The 17094-nt window shown below is 59.1% G+C and carries 20 protein-coding genes and 1 tRNA gene; 7 read left to right on the plus strand and 14 right to left on the minus strand.

Annotation, left to right across the window (positions count from 1 at the left end; translation table 11 throughout):
- Positions 1-69: 69 nt before the first annotated feature.
- The 5 genes from GGQ85_RS05100 to GGQ85_RS05120 form a co-directional block, all read right to left on the minus strand.
- Entirely contained in the window at positions 70-1131 is a 1062-nt protein-coding gene (locus GGQ85_RS05100) for a hypothetical protein (RefSeq protein WP_309773653.1), read from the minus strand.
- A 734-nt stretch (positions 1132-1865) separates the two neighbouring features.
- Positions 1866-2897 (minus strand): cytochrome-c peroxidase, encoded by a 1032-nt coding sequence (locus GGQ85_RS05105; RefSeq protein ID WP_079445323.1) that lies wholly within the window; start codon positions 2895-2897, stop codon positions 1866-1868.
- Between the two features lie 324 nt (positions 2898-3221).
- A complete protein-coding gene (locus tag GGQ85_RS05110) occupies positions 3222-3512 on the minus strand; it encodes an Imm27 family immunity protein (protein WP_309773656.1) in 291 nt (96 codons plus the stop codon).
- A 108-nt stretch (positions 3513-3620) separates the two neighbouring features.
- The gene (locus tag GGQ85_RS05115) at positions 3621-4082 is read right to left on the minus strand and encodes a hypothetical protein (RefSeq protein WP_309773657.1); all 462 of its coding nucleotides are present in this window, start codon (positions 4080-4082) and stop codon (positions 3621-3623) included.
- Positions 4083-4413: 331 nt separating this feature from the next.
- Positions 4414-5952, minus strand: coding sequence for a Fic family protein (locus GGQ85_RS05120; protein ID WP_309773658.1), 1539 nt, complete (start codon positions 5950-5952; stop codon positions 4414-4416).
- A 352-nt stretch (positions 5953-6304) separates the two neighbouring features.
- Here GGQ85_RS05120 and GGQ85_RS05125 point away from each other — a divergent pair, with 352 nt between their 5' ends.
- A complete protein-coding gene (locus GGQ85_RS05125; RefSeq protein ID WP_309773659.1) occupies positions 6305-6556 on the plus strand; it encodes a helix-turn-helix transcriptional regulator in 252 nt (83 codons plus the stop codon).
- A 493-nt stretch (positions 6557-7049) separates the two neighbouring features.
- Here GGQ85_RS05125 and GGQ85_RS05130 read toward each other — a convergent pair whose 3' ends face one another.
- From GGQ85_RS05130 to GGQ85_RS05145, 4 genes are read right to left on the minus strand one after another with little or no spacing between them, the layout of a single operon-like run.
- On the minus strand, positions 7050-7250 hold the full coding sequence (locus tag GGQ85_RS05130; RefSeq protein ID WP_309773660.1) for a site-specific integrase: 201 nt from the start codon (positions 7248-7250) through the stop codon (positions 7050-7052).
- Positions 7251-7272: 22 nt separating this feature from the next.
- Positions 7273-8271: a tyrosine-type recombinase/integrase gene (locus GGQ85_RS05135; protein ID WP_309773662.1), complete on the minus strand. Its 999-nt coding sequence runs from the start codon at positions 8269-8271 to the stop codon at positions 7273-7275.
- Between the two features lie 45 nt (positions 8272-8316).
- Entirely contained in the window at positions 8317-8550 is a 234-nt protein-coding gene (locus tag GGQ85_RS05140) for a hypothetical protein (RefSeq protein WP_309773663.1), read from the minus strand.
- Positions 8547-8828, minus strand: coding sequence for a hypothetical protein (locus GGQ85_RS05145; RefSeq protein ID WP_309773664.1), 282 nt, complete (start codon positions 8826-8828; stop codon positions 8547-8549). Before GGQ85_RS05145 ends, GGQ85_RS05140 begins: the two co-directional genes overlap by 4 nt.
- A gap of 216 nt (positions 8829-9044) precedes the next feature.
- On the opposite strand from GGQ85_RS05145, the gene GGQ85_RS05150 reads away from it, so the two are divergent.
- Genes GGQ85_RS05150 through GGQ85_RS05160 form a run of 3 tightly spaced genes read left to right on the plus strand, consistent with a single transcriptional unit; the run spans position 9045 to position 10462 of the window.
- Positions 9045-9281: a helix-turn-helix transcriptional regulator gene (locus GGQ85_RS05150; RefSeq protein ID WP_309773666.1), complete on the plus strand. Its 237-nt coding sequence runs from the start codon at positions 9045-9047 to the stop codon at positions 9279-9281.
- Positions 9282-9305: 24 nt separating this feature from the next.
- On the plus strand, positions 9306-9743 hold the full coding sequence (locus tag GGQ85_RS05155) for a hypothetical protein (protein ID WP_309773667.1): 438 nt from the start codon (positions 9306-9308) through the stop codon (positions 9741-9743).
- Positions 9740-10462: a tyrosine-type recombinase/integrase gene (locus GGQ85_RS05160; protein ID WP_309773762.1), complete on the plus strand. Its 723-nt coding sequence runs from the start codon at positions 9740-9742 to the stop codon at positions 10460-10462. Before GGQ85_RS05155 ends, GGQ85_RS05160 begins: the two co-directional genes overlap by 4 nt.
- A 10-nt stretch (positions 10463-10472) precedes the next feature.
- Here the strand turns inward: GGQ85_RS05160 and GGQ85_RS05165 are convergent.
- The 3 genes from GGQ85_RS05165 to GGQ85_RS05175 form a co-directional block, all read right to left on the minus strand.
- Positions 10473-10548 (minus strand) — tRNA-Phe (locus tag GGQ85_RS05165).
- A gap of 196 nt (positions 10549-10744) precedes the next feature.
- Positions 10745-10927 (minus strand): DNA gyrase inhibitor YacG, encoded by a 183-nt coding sequence (gene yacG, locus GGQ85_RS05170; protein ID WP_309773668.1) that lies wholly within the window; start codon positions 10925-10927, stop codon positions 10745-10747.
- Entirely contained in the window at positions 10917-11540 is a 624-nt protein-coding gene (locus tag GGQ85_RS05175; RefSeq protein ID WP_079445339.1) for a Maf-like protein, read from the minus strand. Before GGQ85_RS05175 ends, yacG begins: the two co-directional genes overlap by 11 nt.
- 305 nt (positions 11541-11845) lie before the next feature.
- Between GGQ85_RS05175 and GGQ85_RS05180 the strand changes: the two genes are divergently transcribed.
- Together GGQ85_RS05180 and GGQ85_RS05185 are read left to right on the plus strand one after the other, a co-directional pair.
- Positions 11846-13042, plus strand: a complete 1197-nt coding sequence (locus tag GGQ85_RS05180) for a hypothetical protein (RefSeq protein WP_309773669.1) — start codon at positions 11846-11848, stop codon at positions 13040-13042.
- A 110-nt stretch (positions 13043-13152) separates the two neighbouring features.
- Positions 13153-14340: an acetyl-CoA C-acyltransferase gene (locus GGQ85_RS05185; RefSeq protein WP_309773670.1), complete on the plus strand. Its 1188-nt coding sequence runs from the start codon at positions 13153-13155 to the stop codon at positions 14338-14340.
- Between the two features lie 138 nt (positions 14341-14478).
- Here GGQ85_RS05185 and GGQ85_RS05190 read toward each other — a convergent pair whose 3' ends face one another.
- A complete protein-coding gene (locus GGQ85_RS05190; protein WP_309773671.1) occupies positions 14479-14865 on the minus strand; it encodes a hypothetical protein in 387 nt (128 codons plus the stop codon).
- Positions 14866-15110: 245 nt separating this feature from the next.
- Between GGQ85_RS05190 and glpK the strand changes: the two genes are divergently transcribed.
- Positions 15111-16613 carry a glycerol kinase GlpK gene (gene glpK, locus GGQ85_RS05195; protein ID WP_309773672.1) on the plus strand — a complete coding sequence of 501 codons (1503 nt, stop codon included), beginning with the start codon at positions 15111-15113 and terminating at the stop codon, positions 16611-16613.
- Between the two features lie 59 nt (positions 16614-16672).
- On the opposite strand, the gene GGQ85_RS05200 is transcribed toward glpK, so the two are convergent.
- Complete coding sequence (locus tag GGQ85_RS05200) at positions 16673-17092, minus strand: PAS domain-containing protein (protein ID WP_309773673.1); 420 nt, start codon at positions 17090-17092, stop codon at positions 16673-16675.
- Between the last annotated feature and the right edge of the window lie 2 nt (positions 17093-17094).

Consider the following 17094-nt stretch of genomic DNA (forward strand, 5'->3'; position numbering starts at 1 on the left):
TGCGGGATCCATCCAAAAATGAAGCTGACGGTGAAGGTGAACTGAGTTTGTTTGCTGGCCCGCCCGGGGTTACAAAACCGTCGTATTGAACAGCGTCGCGTGGCCGACGTAGTAGGCAAACAGCGTTGCGGCAAGTGCAGCGCAGAACCCGGCCGGAGCGGCGAGTGGAACACGCCGGTCGTTCTCTACTCGGCGGTCATCGGCAAGCACTGCGAACAGCACCGCAATGATGCCCGAATGCCCGATGGTGTCTATCTTTCCAAATTCCAGGCAAGCAGCGATGAACATACCCGCTAGAATTGCCGCTGCGCAGCGCCGGACCAGTGGCGTCCAGAGCAATGCAAATGCCAATACGAACTCAACGGCGCCAGCAGCACGCATATAGAACGCGGGATCAAACCCGAAAGTAATGCTCGGGTGCGTGATGAAGATCGGGTAACTCCACTGAGGATAGGCCCATTTTTCGACGGACGCCCACATCAGAGTCACCGCCGTCGCATAACGCATGATATCAATCGGCTCGATCCCGAAGAATTTCTTCTGAAGCCCCCTCAAAGCAAGATACGCTGCGATGCCCAGAAAGATTGGGTAGTCCGCCAAATGGAACATTCCGTAGTCGTGTATCGCCATGCCGAACAAGATGACGATGCCGAGCGCGGAGATCGGCAAAGTCCGCCTCCACAATAGGCAAATCGCGATTGTGAACTGCAGGGGAGGGAGGAGCAGCGATTTGCTGGTCAATTCTGGCGTTAACAGGATGCCACCCAGCGTCCAAACACCGATGAAGAAAAAGAAGCAGAACGCACGCACCATTTCCTCAGTATGGAGGCGTATTCCAATGGTGACGCGATCCATTGACCGTAACATCGCTTCACCGAGAGGCGTCTTCTCGAGAAAGCAACCGGCAAGAAGTCCGACCGCGGCAATGAAGATTAGGATTTCGAAGTCCTGGCACAGCACGTTGGAGAGTTCCAGTGGCTGGCCCGCGACATCGTAAGCGCAGAACCATTTCACATGGGCGCTGGCACTGGCAGTGCTCGTCACAGCGAACAGCAAGGCGAGGAGACACCGGGCGAGGACAAGAGATGAGTTTCTCAGGACGGGGATGCTCCGCTGAAGGTAGCCGTTCATCGCGCAATCCAGGCAATTAACCAGAACGTGTTGGGAATTTATTTACTATACTGCAAATTGAATAGTTTGGAAGGCATGCCATTTAGCATGGTTAAAATTGGACAAAACCCGCGCGGAACTCGGGTTAGGGACCTACTAATTTGTAGGAGTTTCGAGGAGTCTGCGATTGGGGAACTCTGATGGCCAATCTATTCGTGTGATGAGTATGCTGTCTGCGACGCAAACTGAGCGAAGGTCGGATGAGTACCACAAGGGCGCGGGCCACAAGTCTGATCGCCGACCGAAGATCGTCTCTATCGTCAACGACATGGGATCGACTCGGCCGTCTCAAAGATTGGCGCATCATCCGGGTTGCCATCCGCTACGACGCATTCCGCGCGCATCGTCTTCTCAGCAATCTGTACTGCAGCTACAGTCGCCTTTATTTCAATCAATGAGTCCCCATTCAGCGGCGCTTCTCTTTCAAATTTTAGGTATTGGAACCACGAGATATCAATTTTTTTGACCTATCGTTTATGTAAGCGAGAGGCGGAGATTGGGATGTTTGTCCTATTGAGTGTCGCGGCTATTTTGGCCGGGGTTGTACTGGCGTGGGCTGCGGATAGACACACCGTCCATTTGGAAACACTCGAGACCTGCGCGGGTATATCGCTTTTTGCCGGCTTCGGTCTATTAGGTGCTTTGCTATCGCATTTGGCCGCGTGATCGAACGAGGCAGATTTTTCGCGATGGATTTATTGAGTGGGTCCAGATAGCCGCGCACTAGGCGAGTCGGCGGTCAATGTTTGTAGAAATTCAATGAGCGCCTTCTTATCGGCTTCCGTCAGCGAGAGTGGTTCAATGGAAGGCGAGCGGCTAGGTCGATCGATGCCGCCTCTATTGTATAACTCGATCACGCCTTCCAAAGTCGGAATCGAGCCATCGTGCATGTAGGGTGCACGCTTCGCGACGTTGCGTAACGTCGGAGTCTTGAAGGCGTAGCGCAGCATCTCTGATTTCGGAAAAATTCGGCCCCTTCCAATATCGGCGCCGGTCGCAGTACCAATGTCCTGAAAGGATCCATCAGTGAACGATGGGCCGCTGTGGCAGTGCGAGCAATGGGCTTTGCCGTTGAACAGCGCAAACCCGCGCTTGGCTTCGGTAGAAATGGCCGTCTCGTCGCCCGCAATCCAGCGATCGAACGGTGCTTCACCGGCGACGATGGTGCGTTGGTAGATTCCCAACGCCTTCTCAATTCTGGTTCGTGTGATAGCGCCTTTCCCGAAGGCGGCGTTAAAGGCGGCAACATATCTCGGCGCGTGGCGCAGGCGTCGCACCAGTTCACGTTCTGTGATGTCCATGATCTGCGGACTCACCAATGGCTTGAAGGCCACCGACTCGAGATCCGGAAATTTTCCATCCCAGCCAAGAATATCAACGAACGCGATGTCAATTAATGTGGGCGTACGAATCTTAAGTCCCGCCGGGTCTTCGCCGACCGCCTGCGGCAAGCCGTCTGCCCATGATTTCGACGGGTCATGACATGACGCACAGGAGATCTTGCGCGATCCTGAAAGGATGGGATCGAAGAACAGCATCCTGCCAAGATCAGCCTTGGCGGGAGTGTAGGGATTGCTGTCCGGAAATGGGATCTTTGCCGGGCGTTGATAGTCGGACTTGACCTTATCAGAGATGAGGCCAGAACTATCCGTTTCTTCGGCCGCTGAAAAATTAAGCGGAACGCAGGCAAGCAACGCTGCGATAAGAAGCCCAGTCCGTCGTGTCATGTAGCACCAAGTTTGACGATAGCCTGATATACTTTCCTAATGCTTAAAGATTGATGGCAGGGTTCGGGGAAGCTAGGGCGCACGCAAGTCACATTTGAAAATCAGCTCCGCGATCCGCGAAATGTCGAGCAAGCGTCGCAGGATTTCCCCACGACTCGGCTTTGTCGCCCAGCTCGTTACCATGTTTCCCTGAGGACTTACGGCAACCGTTGCGTCATTCCCAACGTATCTGAACGTAGGAATGCGCAAGGTCCCGGCCAAACACGTTCGGAGAATTATCCTCTATCGCTCATCTCGCGATTGCTAAAAACGGGCTACTTGGTCCTAAGTTTCGACGAAACCGTATTTCTGGCGCGCTTCTTCGGGCGATATCACTCGCAAACGAGGTGGTCCTCCCCTGTGACGTTCGCTCTGAGGGTAATCGAGTTCCCAGAGCCTTCCATCATTGGGATCGCGATAGAGAGTGAGCCACCCGCTTGCATCGCGCCCGATCTCAACAAGATGCGATTTGGTAAGCGCCACGATCAGCATGTTGACATCATCAGCGACGAGGCGGCCATCCTTCAACACCCACTGACCAATCAGCATCGTTTCATCAGGTTCGATGTTCATCATGGCACCGCCATCGCTAGACCGACCGCCGATCCCCGACTACGACCATCTGCGCCGACTCCAATCAGGCGGGTCAACGCTCACTCTGCCGAGTCGCTATATCCGATATGATTAGTGCCCTGTCACAAGGCCGCTGCGGTCAGGGCGTGCAATGAGCCAGAAGAACAAGGCAGCCACTGCCCCGCAGATCATCACCAGCGGAATTTGGACCGCCGCAGTGTTCAAAAATTTCGTCGGTAATCCCCACGAACCATTTGATGAGTATTCGGGGAGCAGCACGTATACTACATAAATCACGAGTCCCAGAAGCGCTCCGGCGGCCACGTAAACCGGCAAACCATTCCAGCCGCGCGACCTAAGAAAGATGAATAAAGGCACCCCAAAAACAACGGTGACCGGATATCCAAGCACTGCGGAGAGGCCGATTATCCACGCCGCTTCAGACAATTCTCGTAGACCAAAGCCGATTGCTTCGATGCGAAACGGTGCCGCGAGAATCGCTGCCAGCAGACCTGGCGTTATCGGGGCAACGAGGAAGCCAAGAACCGCTCTGAGCCACATCGAATTGGTCATCGCAGATCGTTTCCTACTTGGAAGAAAAAACCTGGTCGGCCCAACTCTCGTTGATGTTTGTGCTCGTCATTGCACCATTCGAGCACTCTACTAGCACCCATATCGTACGCAGCGACGGTACATCACCACGATGGGCGATACGGCCAGTTCGAACTCATTGATTTTCTTTGATGAAATGGTGCCCAGGGGCGGGATGCTTCAAGTGAACGATTTCAGCTACTTAGAGCAAGGTGGGACACTTCGATCTTCCCGCATTTTATTGGGTTTTTCGCTCTGAGTGTCCCACCGGTTCGATTCCCGATAGCGGCATCGAACCGCAGCCGTGCCGGCTCTAGGCGGCCTGGTCGAGCGACCACTGAACGCGCTCGGCGATAAATGCCGCGAAGGGTTTGATGTCGTTCTCGGTGCTCGCGCTTTCGAGCGCCTTTAGATATTTCTCGCGGTCCTCAACACGGATGACCGTCCAGCGATAGCCGCCGGACGCGAGCATTGCGTTCATAAGGAAGCGCGCCATGCGCCCGTTACCGTCGGGATAGGGATGGATGTAGCCGAAGAGCCAGTGACCCAGGACAGCGCGCACAGAAGGCTCGGTCTCGGCCTCAAGCAGGTCGAAGAGCGTGCGCATCGCGTCCGGCACAGATTCCCAACGCACCGGAACGTGGCGTGAGCCGCGCAGATACACAGGATGCTGCCGATAGCCCGCCAGAGCACCGGCCCGTAACAAGCCGGCCGCGACGGACGGCTGGAACAGCTCGCGATACCAGTCCCGATGAGCGGTGCGCACAAGCGGTCCGGCAGGTGCCCCCTTGATGATTTCCGCGATAGACTCTTTGACCTTCTGAAAGGCCTGCCAATAGCCCCTCGCCGCCAGCGCATCGCGGTTCTTCCGGTCGGCTTCGTCTTCTTCGGGATTCCAGTTTCCCGCTTTCACCTTATCGATAAGCTCAGGCGTGACGCTGTACCCTTCAATGGATAGCGAATGGTAGGCATCGCTTTGATAGATGTCCTCGACAAACTTCAGAAAGGCTGCCGTATCCTGCGGCAAGCCGGGAGCCTGCGGAAAAGACGCAGCCACGGTCTCGCGGGCGGATTCCCAAAGGGCCCGCACACGCCCAACGATGGGCGGAGTTCCGGGAGATAGGTGGCCGAAGGGCTGCGCTGCGTTGAGGGGATCAGTCTCGCGCACATCGTAACCGGCGCCCTTCATGGTCTTGACGATTTCGTCGGCGGCATCGGTCCTGCCTATACGGCGGAATGCGCCCGCCAGCCGTCCAGCAACGACGGAATGCCCGCCATCCAGCAACCGGCTGAGAATTTCGGAAGTGTCTCTCACCGCCGAGAGGATGACCTGTGCTTCGATCGGGTATCGCGCATAGAATCCTTCCGGGACCCGGATCAGCGCGGCGGCCTGCGTGTAGAGCCGTAAGCCGTCCTTCTCCGTGAGGTCGCTATCGGCGGGCATGTCCTTCTGCTTGAGATCGTATAGCGACGTGCCAAATAGCAGGTTGATGGTGTTGTTTGTTCCCTTAGGAGTGTAGGTCACTACCTGGGTCGGGATAACGGTGTGCTCGGCATGCAGCAGCAGGGATTGTTCCGGCGAAAGATGCCAGTCTCTGCCGAAGCGTTCGTCGCAATAGCGCGCACAGAATTCCCAGAAGGAGGCGTACCAGGGGGTCGTATCGGCAGGCTTGGTGCCGGGGCTCGTCGACATGAGCCAGCCCTTGATCACCTCCCGCAGGAAGCCCTGCTCAAGCAGCCGCTCCCGATCGGCGCGTTTGAGCTCGCTCGACTGGAACACGCGGCGGCCATCCTTTTGCAGCTCCTTGAGGCTGCTCAGGGAAGCCGCAAGCTTCTCGTTCGGCGTCGCCATGGTCATTCTCCCGGGCGGGGCAATTCAAGTTTTTTCCGCCGCATTGATACAAGTATATTATGACGAACGATGACAAGTCAATTATGCTGTGTGAGCTCAAGCTTTTAATGCTAAAACTTCAAAAAATACAACCATGTCAATTGCTTGCATCGACAATCCTGCGGCTCCGCTTCCCCTCTTAGAGCCGTGCGGCTGACTCTCGCAGACGCGCAGGTTCCATTCAACCTTGCCGCTTATGTGTCCTTTCCGATAACTTCATTTTATCGCCCCTAACGCATAATCTCGGAATATGCGCCAAATCCGATATTGCTTTTTTATCGGAATTGGCGCATAATGAGGGCGGAGTGAAGAAATGGCCGACCTCGCCCGTACACCGAACCAGATCGGAAACCTGATCCGCCGCGCCCGGAAGAAGCGCGGCCTCAGCCAGTCGCAACTCGGCGAACTGGCGGGCCTGCGCCAGGAGACGATCTCGCTAATCGAGACCGGCAACCCGGCAGCGAAGCTGGAGACCATCCTCGCCGTCCTGACCGCTCTCGACCTTGAATTCCGGATCGTCCCGCGCAGCAAGGGCACTGCCGCCGAGCTTGAGGACATTTTCTGATGCCCCGGCGTCCCCGCCACGCACAAGAAGTTCCGCCACCTCCCGGATCGTCAGGATTTCGTCGGCCACGCGTTCGCCTCAGATCGACTCCGTCGAATTATAGGGAAGATCGGAGAGAATCCGAGAAAAAAGTTCCGTTGCGAGACTGATGACGTCAGCCTTGCGACCCCTTGTGCAACGGTCAAAGGATCGGGAGCGACCATGGGGGATCGCTAGATTTCCATAATCAATTCCGGCCGCGAGTTGCCACACCTGCCACAAGTGAATCGCGCTTGCCACAAGCTCGCCACAAGGCGAGACGGGCGGAAACGGACAATGGCGGATTTCCGCGGGTTTCCGAGGGCAGGCCATTTGTGGCAGAAACGGCCCTTGAAGGGCCGTTTCTTTCCGTAACTTTCAGCTAAGTCATTGATTTTAAAATGGTGGGCGGTACAAGGATTGAACTTGTGACCCCTTGCGTGTCGAGCAGATAAAAAGTCAATTGGATCAGTAGCTAAGGTTCTGTTGCCACAAATTTGCCACAAGAGGCGTCGGCTGATTGCCGTTTCATGCACGAGAGAACGCTCACGCGGTTCTCCTGTGCAGCCTCCGCGCGCTCGATAAGATGGCCGTAAACGTTCAGCGTGGTCTGGATGTTGCGGTGGCCCATCAGCGTCTGGATACGCTTCAGGTTCACCCGCTGATCGATCAGCATCGATGCATAGAAGTGCCGCAGATCATAGGGTTTGTATTTCGGCCTTGATCTTCTTCCGACCTTCAGTCCCTGTCACCATCAGCCCGGCTTCTTCGCAAACTGCCGCAAATCCGCGACTGCGCCAGTTTCTGACGCTTTGCCATTGCCCGGTGCTTGTCGGGAAGACGAGATCATGAGGATTGGCGATGGCGTGGTGCTCGGCGTAGTGACGGACCATCTCCAGCGTATCCTGGCTTAAATCAATGAACCGTCGGCCGGCACGCGTTTTAGTCACAGAAATCCGTGTGCCTCCGCCGTCAAGCGCGCGTTGCACTTCCACGCCGGTCGCTTTGATGCTGCTCTTTCCGAGCACGAGATATTCTTGGGGCCGCATACCGGAATCGACGGCGAGATAGAGCATAGGGCGATATTTCGTCCACGCCTTCTGAATGGTGAGGTTCGGGGAATTCGCAAGCCGATCGGCGGCGGCAAGCAGTTGCTGAATTTCGTGCTCGGTGGGGATAACGACCGGCTCGTCATAACGCGACGATGCCGTAACGGTGACGCCTTCCGCCATGTCGGAGGCCAGAACACCCCGCCCCATGAGTTCTTTGATCATGGAATGGAACGACGTTAGAACCTTATTCGCGACATCGCGGCTGTGATGCTCAAGCAGCCACGAGCGAAACTGGATGATGTCAGGCTTCGTGAGTTCGTGAAGCTCCTTGTTCCAGGCGTAGCTATTGATAATCGCGGCGCGATACTCGTAGTTCGAAAGCGTATACCTAGTGACGGGCTCGCGCCCGTTGCGTCCCTCGCGCTCACATACGTCCAGCCATTTCTGAACACCTTGCGATACGGTTCGTATCTCTGAGCTTAGCGGCGTTGCGATTGTGCGCGCGGCTGAATCATCTCTAAAAGCAAGCGCTTCCTTGCGCGTCGCGAAAGACTTATAGGCATAGCCTGTTTTTGACGATTTGCTTGGGTAACGTACTTGGTAAGTCGTGCCGTTCCTGCCTACCCGTTTTCTTATATCTGACATTAATCCTAGTGAGTCATATCCGACCCAACAAAAGCAAGAATAAAATCAATACCTGGCGTTGTTCTCCGCCTCCGCTTGCGCGTCCATGTAGATTTTAACAAGCGTGCCCCTCTCAATCCGCAGCTTGCCGTCAATCGGGTCTATGAAAAACGGAAGCTTCCTTGCGCCGGTAGCATCCTTGTCGGCTGCTCGCTTCATCTGACGCTCGTTCAACTCCACACCCATGTCGGCAAGAACCTGCCGGGCCTGATTGAGATCGATGTAGCAAGGCGGCTTCACAGCTCGTAGTCCTTGCAGGCTGGGCGGTAATGATGCGTATCCATGTAGTAGACGCAGCCGCCTCCGGGCCTGCGCACCCTGATCTTTTCGCCATACTCGTTGGTGACAAAGATTTTGAGGCGGGGCGCGTTTACGTACTGGACGTTGTAAATATCCTTGAGCGCCGCGAGGTCTGCCAGTATCGCCTGCTTGAGCTCGTCGAGACTGATGGTTCCGAGCTCCTTGTAACTGATAGTCAGCCCGTCGGGGTCAAACGGGCCACCCTTGTAGTTCTTCATCTAAAATCACGTTCTCAAATCAACTGCGTATATATTTTCATATTACAACTTTTGGTCGGCGCTTGGAAATTGCATACGCGCGTATTCGTCCAACCGGCCTCGCTTTCCATGAGCTGACCAGGGCCTGACCAACGCCGTCGATTTAAAGGGCCGCGCCGCAATCCAACATTTGGTGCAGGCCGCCTGACTCAATTGACGGCTGGTTGGCAGGCTCCCATGCCCGTGAAGCAGCAGCTCCTACCTCTCGCGCCGCGCGGCCTCTCCCGCGTCCAGGCGGCAATGTATGTCGGCATATCGCCCGCCCTGTTCGATGAGCTGGTGAAGGACGGTCGCATGCCCAAGCCCCTGCGGATCAATAGCCGCACGATCTGGGACCGGATCAGGCTTGACGAGGCCTTCGAGGCGATTCTTGATGAAGAGTCCCGCACAGCAAACCCATGGGATGAGGACTGAACGCAGCAACGATTGGTGACGCCAATGGCGAAAATTCGGATGCGCGACGGGCTTGGCGACATGCGCCTCAAGTTTCTGATCGAGGATACCGATCGCCATGGCAATGTGCGGCTCTACGTCCGCAAGCGCGGCACACCGAAAGTCCGGCTGCTGCAAGCGCCCGGCACCCGCGAATTCCTCGAAGAGTATTGGTCTGCGGTGAAGGGCAACGCGCCCGCCACCGAAGACCGGCCCGTTCTGACCGCGCCTGTCAAAGGCACGCTGCACTGGCTCTGCACGCAGTATTTTGCCTCCGCGGACTTCAAGGGCCTGACAGACCGGACGCGCTATGTGCGCCGCCGCATCCTCGATGCGATCTGTAAGCGCGACGGCGACAGCCGTTCGCGCAACTGGAGCCGCGCCATGTACGCAAGCGCCGCGACGAACGCTCCGACAAGCCCGAAGCTGCGAACGGATTGGTGAAGGCGCTGCGACAATTATTCAATTTCGCAGTCGAATACGAGCTGACACAGCGCAATCCGGCGAAAGATGTGCCCTATCTCAAGTCCGGCTCCGAAGGCTTCCATAGCTGGACGCTTGAAGAGGTCCGCAAGTTCGAGAAGCGGCACAAGCCGGGCAGCAAGGCGCGGCTGGCGCTTGCGCTGCTGCTTTACACCGGCCAGCGCCGCTCCGATGTTGTTGCGCTCGGCCCCCAGCATGTGAAGGACGGCTGGATCACCCTCACGCAGGTCAAGAACCGCAAGCGCAAGCCGGTGACGCTCTCGATCCCTCTGCTACCCGAGCTGGCCGCCGAGCTTGCGGCCGAGCAGGTCGGCAATCTTGCCTTCCTCGTCACCGAGTTCGGCAAGCCGTTCACATCCAACGGCTTCGGCAACTGGTTCCGCAAACGCTGCGACGAAGCGGGCCTGCCCCACTGCACGGCGCACGGTCTGCGCAAGGCCGGAGCCGCGATCGCTGCCGAGAACGGCGCGACCGAGCGCCAGCTCATGGCGATCTTCGGCTGGTCGACGATGAAGGAAGCGGCGCGCTACACGAAGGCGGCGCGGCAGAAGGTGCTGGCAGCGTCCGGCATGAAGCTGCTCACGCTGGATCAAACACCGAACAAAAGTGTCCCACTTTTTCCCGTGCCGGAAGACGGTGGGACACTTTCTGCAGCTAAGCCTTTGAAAGATCGAGCCTGAAACTCAAGGATGGTGCCCAGGGGCGGGATCGAACCACCGACACTGCGATTTTCAGTCGCATGCTCTACCAACTGAGCTACCTGGGCGTCGTCCGGCTACAGCCGGGCGCGCCGGTTTATAGTCAGGCCCGATGGCCGTGTCCACCCGTCCGCCGAATTAGCGTCGCCAGGCGTTCAAGGCTTTGACCCGAGCTCAACCCCGAAAGCCGCCGGACCCGGCGTTCACTCTCACAGAAGCGCACGGAAGCCGGCAAAACCAATCCGTCTCGCTGAGACCGGACACCTATTCCTCATCCTCGCCGTCCGACTTGTTGACCGGAATAACGTAAGAACCGGACAGCCAGCGGTTCAGATCCACGTCGCGGCAGCGTTCCGAGCAAAACGGACGCGAAGCCTCGACTGATGGCTTGCCGCAGATCGGGCACGGCTTCTCCGGCCGCGCGCCGGCCGGTTTCCTAACCGGCATTCAACCAGCCGGCGCGGATCGGAAATTCCTCGCCGCCGAGTAGCGCAATCGACTCGTTGAGTGGCAATCCGACCACATTGGTATAGGAGCCCACGAGCTTGACCACGAACGAACCGGCGATGCCCTGAACCGCGTAGCCGCCTGCCTTGCCTCGCCATTCGCCGGAGCCGATGTAGGCTCGAATGTCTTCCTCGGTCAGTCGTTTGAAGCGAACACGCGTTTCGACCAGCCGCTGACGAAAGTTTTCCTTCGGCGTCACGAGGCATACCGCGGTGTAGACGCGATGATTGCGACCCGAGAGCAGCCGCAGGCACTGGGAGGCCTCATCGACCAGGTCGGCCTTGGGCAGGATGCGGCGGCCGACTGCGACAACGGTATCGGCAGCCAGAATGAACGAGCCGCGCAGTTCGTCGTCGAGCTGCAACGCTCTCAAGGCTGCATCAGCCTTGGCGCGAGCAAGGCGATTGGCGCAGGCGCGCGGAAGCTCCCCTTTCGTCGGCGTCTCGTCAATATCGACAGGCCGCAGCGCGTCGGGTTCGATGCCTGCCTGGTTGAGGAGGCTAAGCCGTCGCGGCGAACCGGAGGCGAGTACGAGTTTGGGGCGGCCTGACATGCGGTTTCGTGTCTATAGCGTTTTCGAGCGAAGTGGAATCCTGTTCGCGTGAAGAAAACGCGTCAAATCCGGTTTTCGGACAAGATCATGTTCGGTTGAAGAAAATATAGCAGAGCTTGATTCAACGCAGTTGAATTCGGACTCTTAAGGGCAGGGATCGAGTGCGCGGAAGCTATCGGAACGCGCCCGGTTCCACAACCGTGACTGCAACGATGTTCCGCTCTCCAAGCCCTTAAGAGCGTTCCGGTGGCGGGGGATGACCGATTGGCGGCTGACATCTGTCGAGGGGTTGCTACACAGGAGCGATGCGGAGCCGAGTGATTCGCCGTTGTCACCAAATCGTCGTGGGCGCATTGCTGCTTGCGCCGCTCGTTGACGTTTCCGAGGGCGCGGCCGCTCCCGCGACGCCAGCCGACGCGATGGCGCAGGCTGCGGCCCCGGCCGCAATTGCGGATTACCGCCGCAAGCTGAACGCGTATCAGGAGGCCCGCGCTGCTTTCGAGCAGGAGGCGGGCGCCTATTGGAACGCGATTGCTGACAAGAGGCGTATTCGCAGTGCCAAGCGACGCAGCCACCAGTCGATCACGCTTGACGACTACGTGCTGGCCCGGCCTCCGCTCTACGAGGGACCGCACCGCCCGATCAACCCGGAGCCGGAAGAGGGGCCTGCGCCGCGGCAGCGCAAACACATTCCCGTTGTCGCCGATTTCCTGAAGGCTGCGGCGGAGCAGTTCCAGTTCGCGCCGCAGCGGCCTAGAACCGAAATCGATTTCAAGCGCGCCTATGCGCGGGTGGCGCAAGCCTACGGCCTGACGAAGGAGCAGGCGGTTCGGGTCTATTCGTTCGAGACCGGCGGCAACGGCAATCACGACATGCAATCGGGTCTCAGCACGTCCCGACCGGGATCCCGCGCGATCTCCACCGCGATTGGCTATAACCAGTTGCTCACCACCAACAGCGTCGAACTTCTCGCCGAGCAAGGCGATGACATCCTGCGCGCGCTTGGGGAGAAAGCGGCGCGATTGTCAGGACCGCAGCGCGCCGCGATGGAGCGCAAGATCGCGGCGATCAAGCGGATGGTCGCCTACGCACACTCGGTGCCCGATACCTGGAGCGCGCACGAGAGGCTTGCCGATACGCCGAAAGGCTGGGCGATCCATGCGCTGGTGCTGGATATCGATGTCGGTCCGCTGTTGCAGACCCACAAGCTCCTGACCTCGATCATCTTCGCACGCAACAAGGGCTACGCTCGTCCGCTGACCGCCGCCGAACTGGAGATGATGAATCTCACCGGTGACGGCACCGGCCTCGACATGGTGACGATGCCGCCGGCGATGCGAGAACGCGTCCCGACAGCGAATTTTTTCCAGCGTCAGGGCTACGAACGCAATCCGGTGGCGATCCGTCACGACACGGTGGCGAAGCTGCTCGCGGTCACCGACGCCCGGATGGACAGCAACAGCGCGAAGCCGGGTGCGCGGGATCTGGCGGCGGCGTTCTGACGGGAGTCTCCGAACGCAGAATGTCCCCGGGATTGATCTGAGGATGGATTCTAGTTCGCGTTGAAGAAAACGAGAGATCAAATGACCCAAATTTTGTCAGGAGGTCGCCGATGACCGAAGCCGTGATCGTCTCCACCGCCCGCACGCCGATCGGAAAGGCCTATAGGGGCGCTCTCAACGCCACTGAAGGCGCGACCCTGCTCGGCCATGCCATCGGAGAAGCCGTTATTCGCGCCAAAGTTGATCCCATGGAGATCGAGGACGTGGTGATGGGTGTCGCCATGCAGCAGGGTACCACAGGCGGCAACATCGCCCGCAAGGCGCTGCTTCGTGCCGGGCTCCCCGTAACCGTGGCCGGCACCACCATCGACCGTCAATGCGCCTCGGGCCTTCAGGCGATCGCTCTCGCCGCGCGCTCGGTCCTGTTCGACGGCGTCGGAATCGCGGTCGGCGGCGGCGGCGAATCAATCAGTCTGGTGCAGAACGAACACGCCAACACCTTCCACGCGAAAGATCCCGCGCTCCTCGAGATCAAAAGCGAAGTCTACATGCCCATGATCGACACCGCGGAAGTGGTGGCGAAGCGCTACGGCATCTCGCGCGAGGCGCAGGATGAATACGCGCTGGAAAGCCAGCGTCGCACCGCGGCCGCGCAGCAGGTCGGCAGATTCAAGGACGAGCTGGCGCCGATCTCCACAAGAATGGCGATCGTCGACAAGCAGACCAAAGAGGTCACGTTCAAGGACGTGACGCTGTCGCAGGACGAAGGTCCGCGTCCTGATACGACCGCTGAAGGTCTCGCCGGGCTTAAGCCGGTCCGTGGCGAAGGCTTCACGATCACAGCCGGCAACGCCAGCCAGTTATCGGATGGCGCCAGCGCTAGCGTGATCATGAGCGACAAGGAGGCGTCGAGGCGCGGCCTGAAGCCGCTCGGTATCTTCCGCGGCTTCGTCGCCGCGGGCTGTGAGCCCGATGAAATGGGCATCGGGCCGGTGTTCGCGGTGCCGCGCCTGCTCAAGCGTCACGGCCTCACGGTGGAAGACATTGATCTCTGGGAGTTGAACGAGGCATTCGCGGTGCAGGTGATCTATTGCCGCGACAAGCTCGGCATCGATCCGGAGAAACTCAACGTCGACGGCGGCGCCATCGCGGTCGGCCATCCCTATGGCATGTCGGGCGCGCGCCTCGCCGGCCATGCTCTGATCGAAGGACGCCGGCGCAAGGCCAGGTACGCCGTGGTTACCATGTGCGTTGGCGGCGGCATGGGCGCGGCAGGCCTGTTCGAGGTGCTCCCGTAAGCTTCCTTGGCGAACCTGAAGCGCGGAATCCACACAAGTGCATGGATTCCGCATCGCATTCTTTCGATCGAGCATGATCTTGTCCGAAAACCGGTTTCCATTTTTCGGGATCATGCTCCAAGGGCAATCGGCTCCCCGCTAATCCACCTCGATTTTGGTGATGGTCTTTTCGGTATTTTTGGGATCGCCGCCGTCCCTGACGGAAAACTTCACCTTGTCGCCGGCGTGAACCGACTCTGACAGCTTGTGGTCGATCTTGAACTGCGTGGCCGCGTCTTCGACGTCAGCCTTATCCTTCTCTTTTTCCTTAGCCTTATTCTCTTTCTCTTTATCTCCCTCCTTGCCCTTGTCGTCCTGCTCCTCCCGGATCGCAATCGTGCCGTTGAGCCGGTTGACGACCGTCACCAGACCCTTCCGGGTCTCCGCCGATGGCGTCTGCTGGGTCGGAGGCGTTGCTTGAGCGGAGGCCGTTGCGCCGACGATCGCGAACAAGGAGCCGGCCAGAATTATCTTTGCCAGTATCATCTAGGGTCTTTCGGTTGCTGAAGAGTCATGGACAAACGAATGTAATTTGCTTTCGGTCGGGCACTTCTGCCCGGCGAGACGGACGGTCGGATGGAAGCCGTGCCGGCATCTTATCCTTTCGTCGGGGGGAAGCGTGAATCAAAACGAAGGCACAAACTTGACCTTGGTCAGGCAATCCGCTTGCCTCGACCCTCCGCTTGCTTGGCGCAGCCGGGGAGCAAGCCCGCAAGTTTGAGAAGAAATTCATGGAAACTCACATTCTCGCCATCGATCAGGGCACCACATCGTCGCGCGCCATCGTGTTTCGCGCTGACATCTCCATCGCCGCGATCGCACAGCAGGAATTCCCGCAGCACTTTCCAGCGTCGGGCTGGGTCGAGCACGAGCCGGAAGACATCTGGACCTCGACCGTTGCGACCTGCCGGCAGGCGATGAAGAAAGCGGACGTCACGCCGAAGGACATCGCCGCCATCGGCATCACCAACCAGCGGGAAACCACTGTGGTTTGGGATCGCGCCACCGGAAAGGCGGTGCATCGCGCGATCGTGTGGCAGGACCGGCGCACGGCGGATATTTGCGCGCGGCTGAAGGCCGAGGGCCATGAGCCCGCGATATCGGCGAAAACCGGCCTGATCATCGATCCCTATTTTTCCGGCACCAAGGTCGCCTGGATCCTCGACTCGGTGCCCGGCGCGCGTGCGCGAGCGATGCGCGGAGAGCTGATGTTCGGTACCGTGGATTGTTATCTCTTGTGGCGGCTGACCGGCGGCAAGGTACACGCAACCGACGCCACCAATGCGTCACGCACGCTGCTGTTCAACATTCACACCGGGCAGTGGGACGACGAACTCCTGGATATGCTCCAGGTGCCGCGCGCGATGCTGCCGGAGGTGAAGGATTCGTCCGTGCATTTCGGCGACAGCGCCCCCGAACTGTTTGGCGCGCCGATCTCGATCCGGGGCATCGCCGGCGACCAGCAGGCCGCGGTGGTGGGTCAGGCGTGTTTCGCCCCCGGTATGATCAAGTCGACCTATGGCACCGGCTGCTTTGCGCTGCTCAACACCGGCACGACGCCGGTCGCATCGAACAACAAGCTGCTCACGACGATCGCCTATCAGCTGAACGGCCAACGCACCTACGCGCTGGAGGGCTCGATCTTTGTCGCAGGCTCCGCGGTGCAGTGGCTGCGGGATGGCCTTGGTCTCATCAAACAGGCTTCGGAGACCGGGCCGCTGGCCGAACAGTCCGATCCCACCCAATCCGTGTATCTTGTGCCGGCTTTCGTCGGCATGGGAGCGCCGTACTGGAAACCGAATGTGCGCGGCGCGCTGTTCGGACTGACCCGCAACACCGGGCCGGCGGAACTCGCTCATGCGGCGCTGGAAAGCGTCTGCTACCAGACGTTTGATCTTTGGGACGCAATGCGCGCCGATTGGCCGGGCGCCGACGCCGCGCACACCGTGCTCCGTGTCGACGGCGGCATGACGGCATCTAGCTGGACCATGCAGCGTCTTGCGGACCTGCTCGAGGCACCGGTCGATCGGCCGGTCATTCAGGAGACCACCGCGCTGGGCGCGGCCTACCTCGCGGGGCTCTCCGCAGGCGTTTATCCGGAGCCGTCGAGATTTGCCGACAACTGGCGGCTCGAGCGCCGCTTCAGGCCGGCGATGAGCGCCGCGACGCGGACGCGAAAGCTCAAGGGTTGGGCGGCCGCAGTGCGTGGCGTGCTGGCGAGCGACGAGCAATAGGCTTTTCGTATGTGGGGAATGCGGCATGCCGGCCGCGCACGCGCGGCAGGACCAGTCGCTCAGACTTTCGCCGCCGCTTTGTGGCGCAGTTGACGGATTTCCGCGAAACGGGCGGTGACATCGCGCAGCACCGACACCAGCCCGGTGATGCGGCCGGCGACGTCCGTCAGCGGCACGATGGTGAATTCGAGTGAGATGCGCCGGCCGTCCCTGTGAAGCGCGGGAACGGCAAGCACGTCGCCACCGCTGTAGCGGCTCTGCCCGGTCAGCATCACCTCGCGGTATCCGGCCCAGTGCCGGGCGCGCTGGTTTTCCGGAATGATGAGGTCGAGCGACTGGCCGATTGCCTCGCTGGTGCTATGGCCAAAAATCCTGACCGCGCCTGGGCTCCAGAACGTGATCGTGCCGTTGCGATCGGTGGCGATGATCGCGTCCGCGGATGAATCCAGCAGTGCGGCGGCGATCGCGGATGTGTCCACGG

Origin of the sequence: Nitrobacter vulgaris, from assembly GCF_031453995.1 — a bacterium.
Classification (GTDB): Bacteria; Pseudomonadota; Alphaproteobacteria; order Rhizobiales; family Xanthobacteraceae; genus Nitrobacter; species Nitrobacter vulgaris.

What these genes read in the sequence shown, in the direction of transcription:
- GGQ85_RS05100 (WP_309773653.1), bottom strand. Translation starts at nt 1,131, where the DNA reads ATGAACGGCTACCTTCAGCGGAGCATCCCCGTCCTGAGAAACTCATCT.
- GGQ85_RS05105 (WP_079445323.1), bottom strand. Translation starts at nt 2,897, where the DNA reads ATGACACGACGGACTGGGCTTCTTATCGCAGCGTTGCTTGCCTGCGTT.
- GGQ85_RS05110 (WP_309773656.1), bottom strand. Translation starts at nt 3,512, where the DNA reads ATGATGAACATCGAACCTGATGAAACGATGCTGATTGGTCAGTGGGTG.
- GGQ85_RS05115 (WP_309773657.1), bottom strand. Translation starts at nt 4,082, where the DNA reads ATGACCAATTCGATGTGGCTCAGAGCGGTTCTTGGCTTCCTCGTTGCC.
- GGQ85_RS05120 (WP_309773658.1), bottom strand. Translation starts at nt 5,952, where the DNA reads ATGGCGACGCCGAACGAGAAGCTTGCGGCTTCCCTGAGCAGCCTCAAG.
- GGQ85_RS05125 (WP_309773659.1), top strand. Translation starts at nt 6,305, where the DNA reads ATGGCCGACCTCGCCCGTACACCGAACCAGATCGGAAACCTGATCCGC.
- GGQ85_RS05130 (WP_309773660.1), bottom strand. Translation starts at nt 7,250, where the DNA reads ATGCTGATCGATCAGCGGGTGAACCTGAAGCGTATCCAGACGCTGATG.
- GGQ85_RS05135 (WP_309773662.1), bottom strand. Translation starts at nt 8,271, where the DNA reads ATGTCAGATATAAGAAAACGGGTAGGCAGGAACGGCACGACTTACCAA.
- GGQ85_RS05145 (WP_309773664.1), bottom strand. Translation starts at nt 8,828, where the DNA reads ATGAAGAACTACAAGGGTGGCCCGTTTGACCCCGACGGGCTGACTATC.
- GGQ85_RS05150 (WP_309773666.1), top strand. Translation starts at nt 9,045, where the DNA reads ATGCCCGTGAAGCAGCAGCTCCTACCTCTCGCGCCGCGCGGCCTCTCC.
- GGQ85_RS05155 (WP_309773667.1), top strand. Translation starts at nt 9,306, where the DNA reads ATGGCGAAAATTCGGATGCGCGACGGGCTTGGCGACATGCGCCTCAAG.
- yacG (WP_309773668.1), bottom strand. Translation starts at nt 10,927, where the DNA reads ATGCCGGTTAGGAAACCGGCCGGCGCGCGGCCGGAGAAGCCGTGCCCG.
- GGQ85_RS05175 (WP_079445339.1), bottom strand. Translation starts at nt 11,540, where the DNA reads ATGTCAGGCCGCCCCAAACTCGTACTCGCCTCCGGTTCGCCGCGACGG.
- GGQ85_RS05180 (WP_309773669.1), top strand. Translation starts at nt 11,846, where the DNA reads ATGCGGAGCCGAGTGATTCGCCGTTGTCACCAAATCGTCGTGGGCGCA.
- GGQ85_RS05185 (WP_309773670.1), top strand. Translation starts at nt 13,153, where the DNA reads ATGACCGAAGCCGTGATCGTCTCCACCGCCCGCACGCCGATCGGAAAG.
- GGQ85_RS05190 (WP_309773671.1), bottom strand. Translation starts at nt 14,865, where the DNA reads ATGATACTGGCAAAGATAATTCTGGCCGGCTCCTTGTTCGCGATCGTC.
- glpK (WP_309773672.1), top strand. Translation starts at nt 15,111, where the DNA reads ATGGAAACTCACATTCTCGCCATCGATCAGGGCACCACATCGTCGCGC.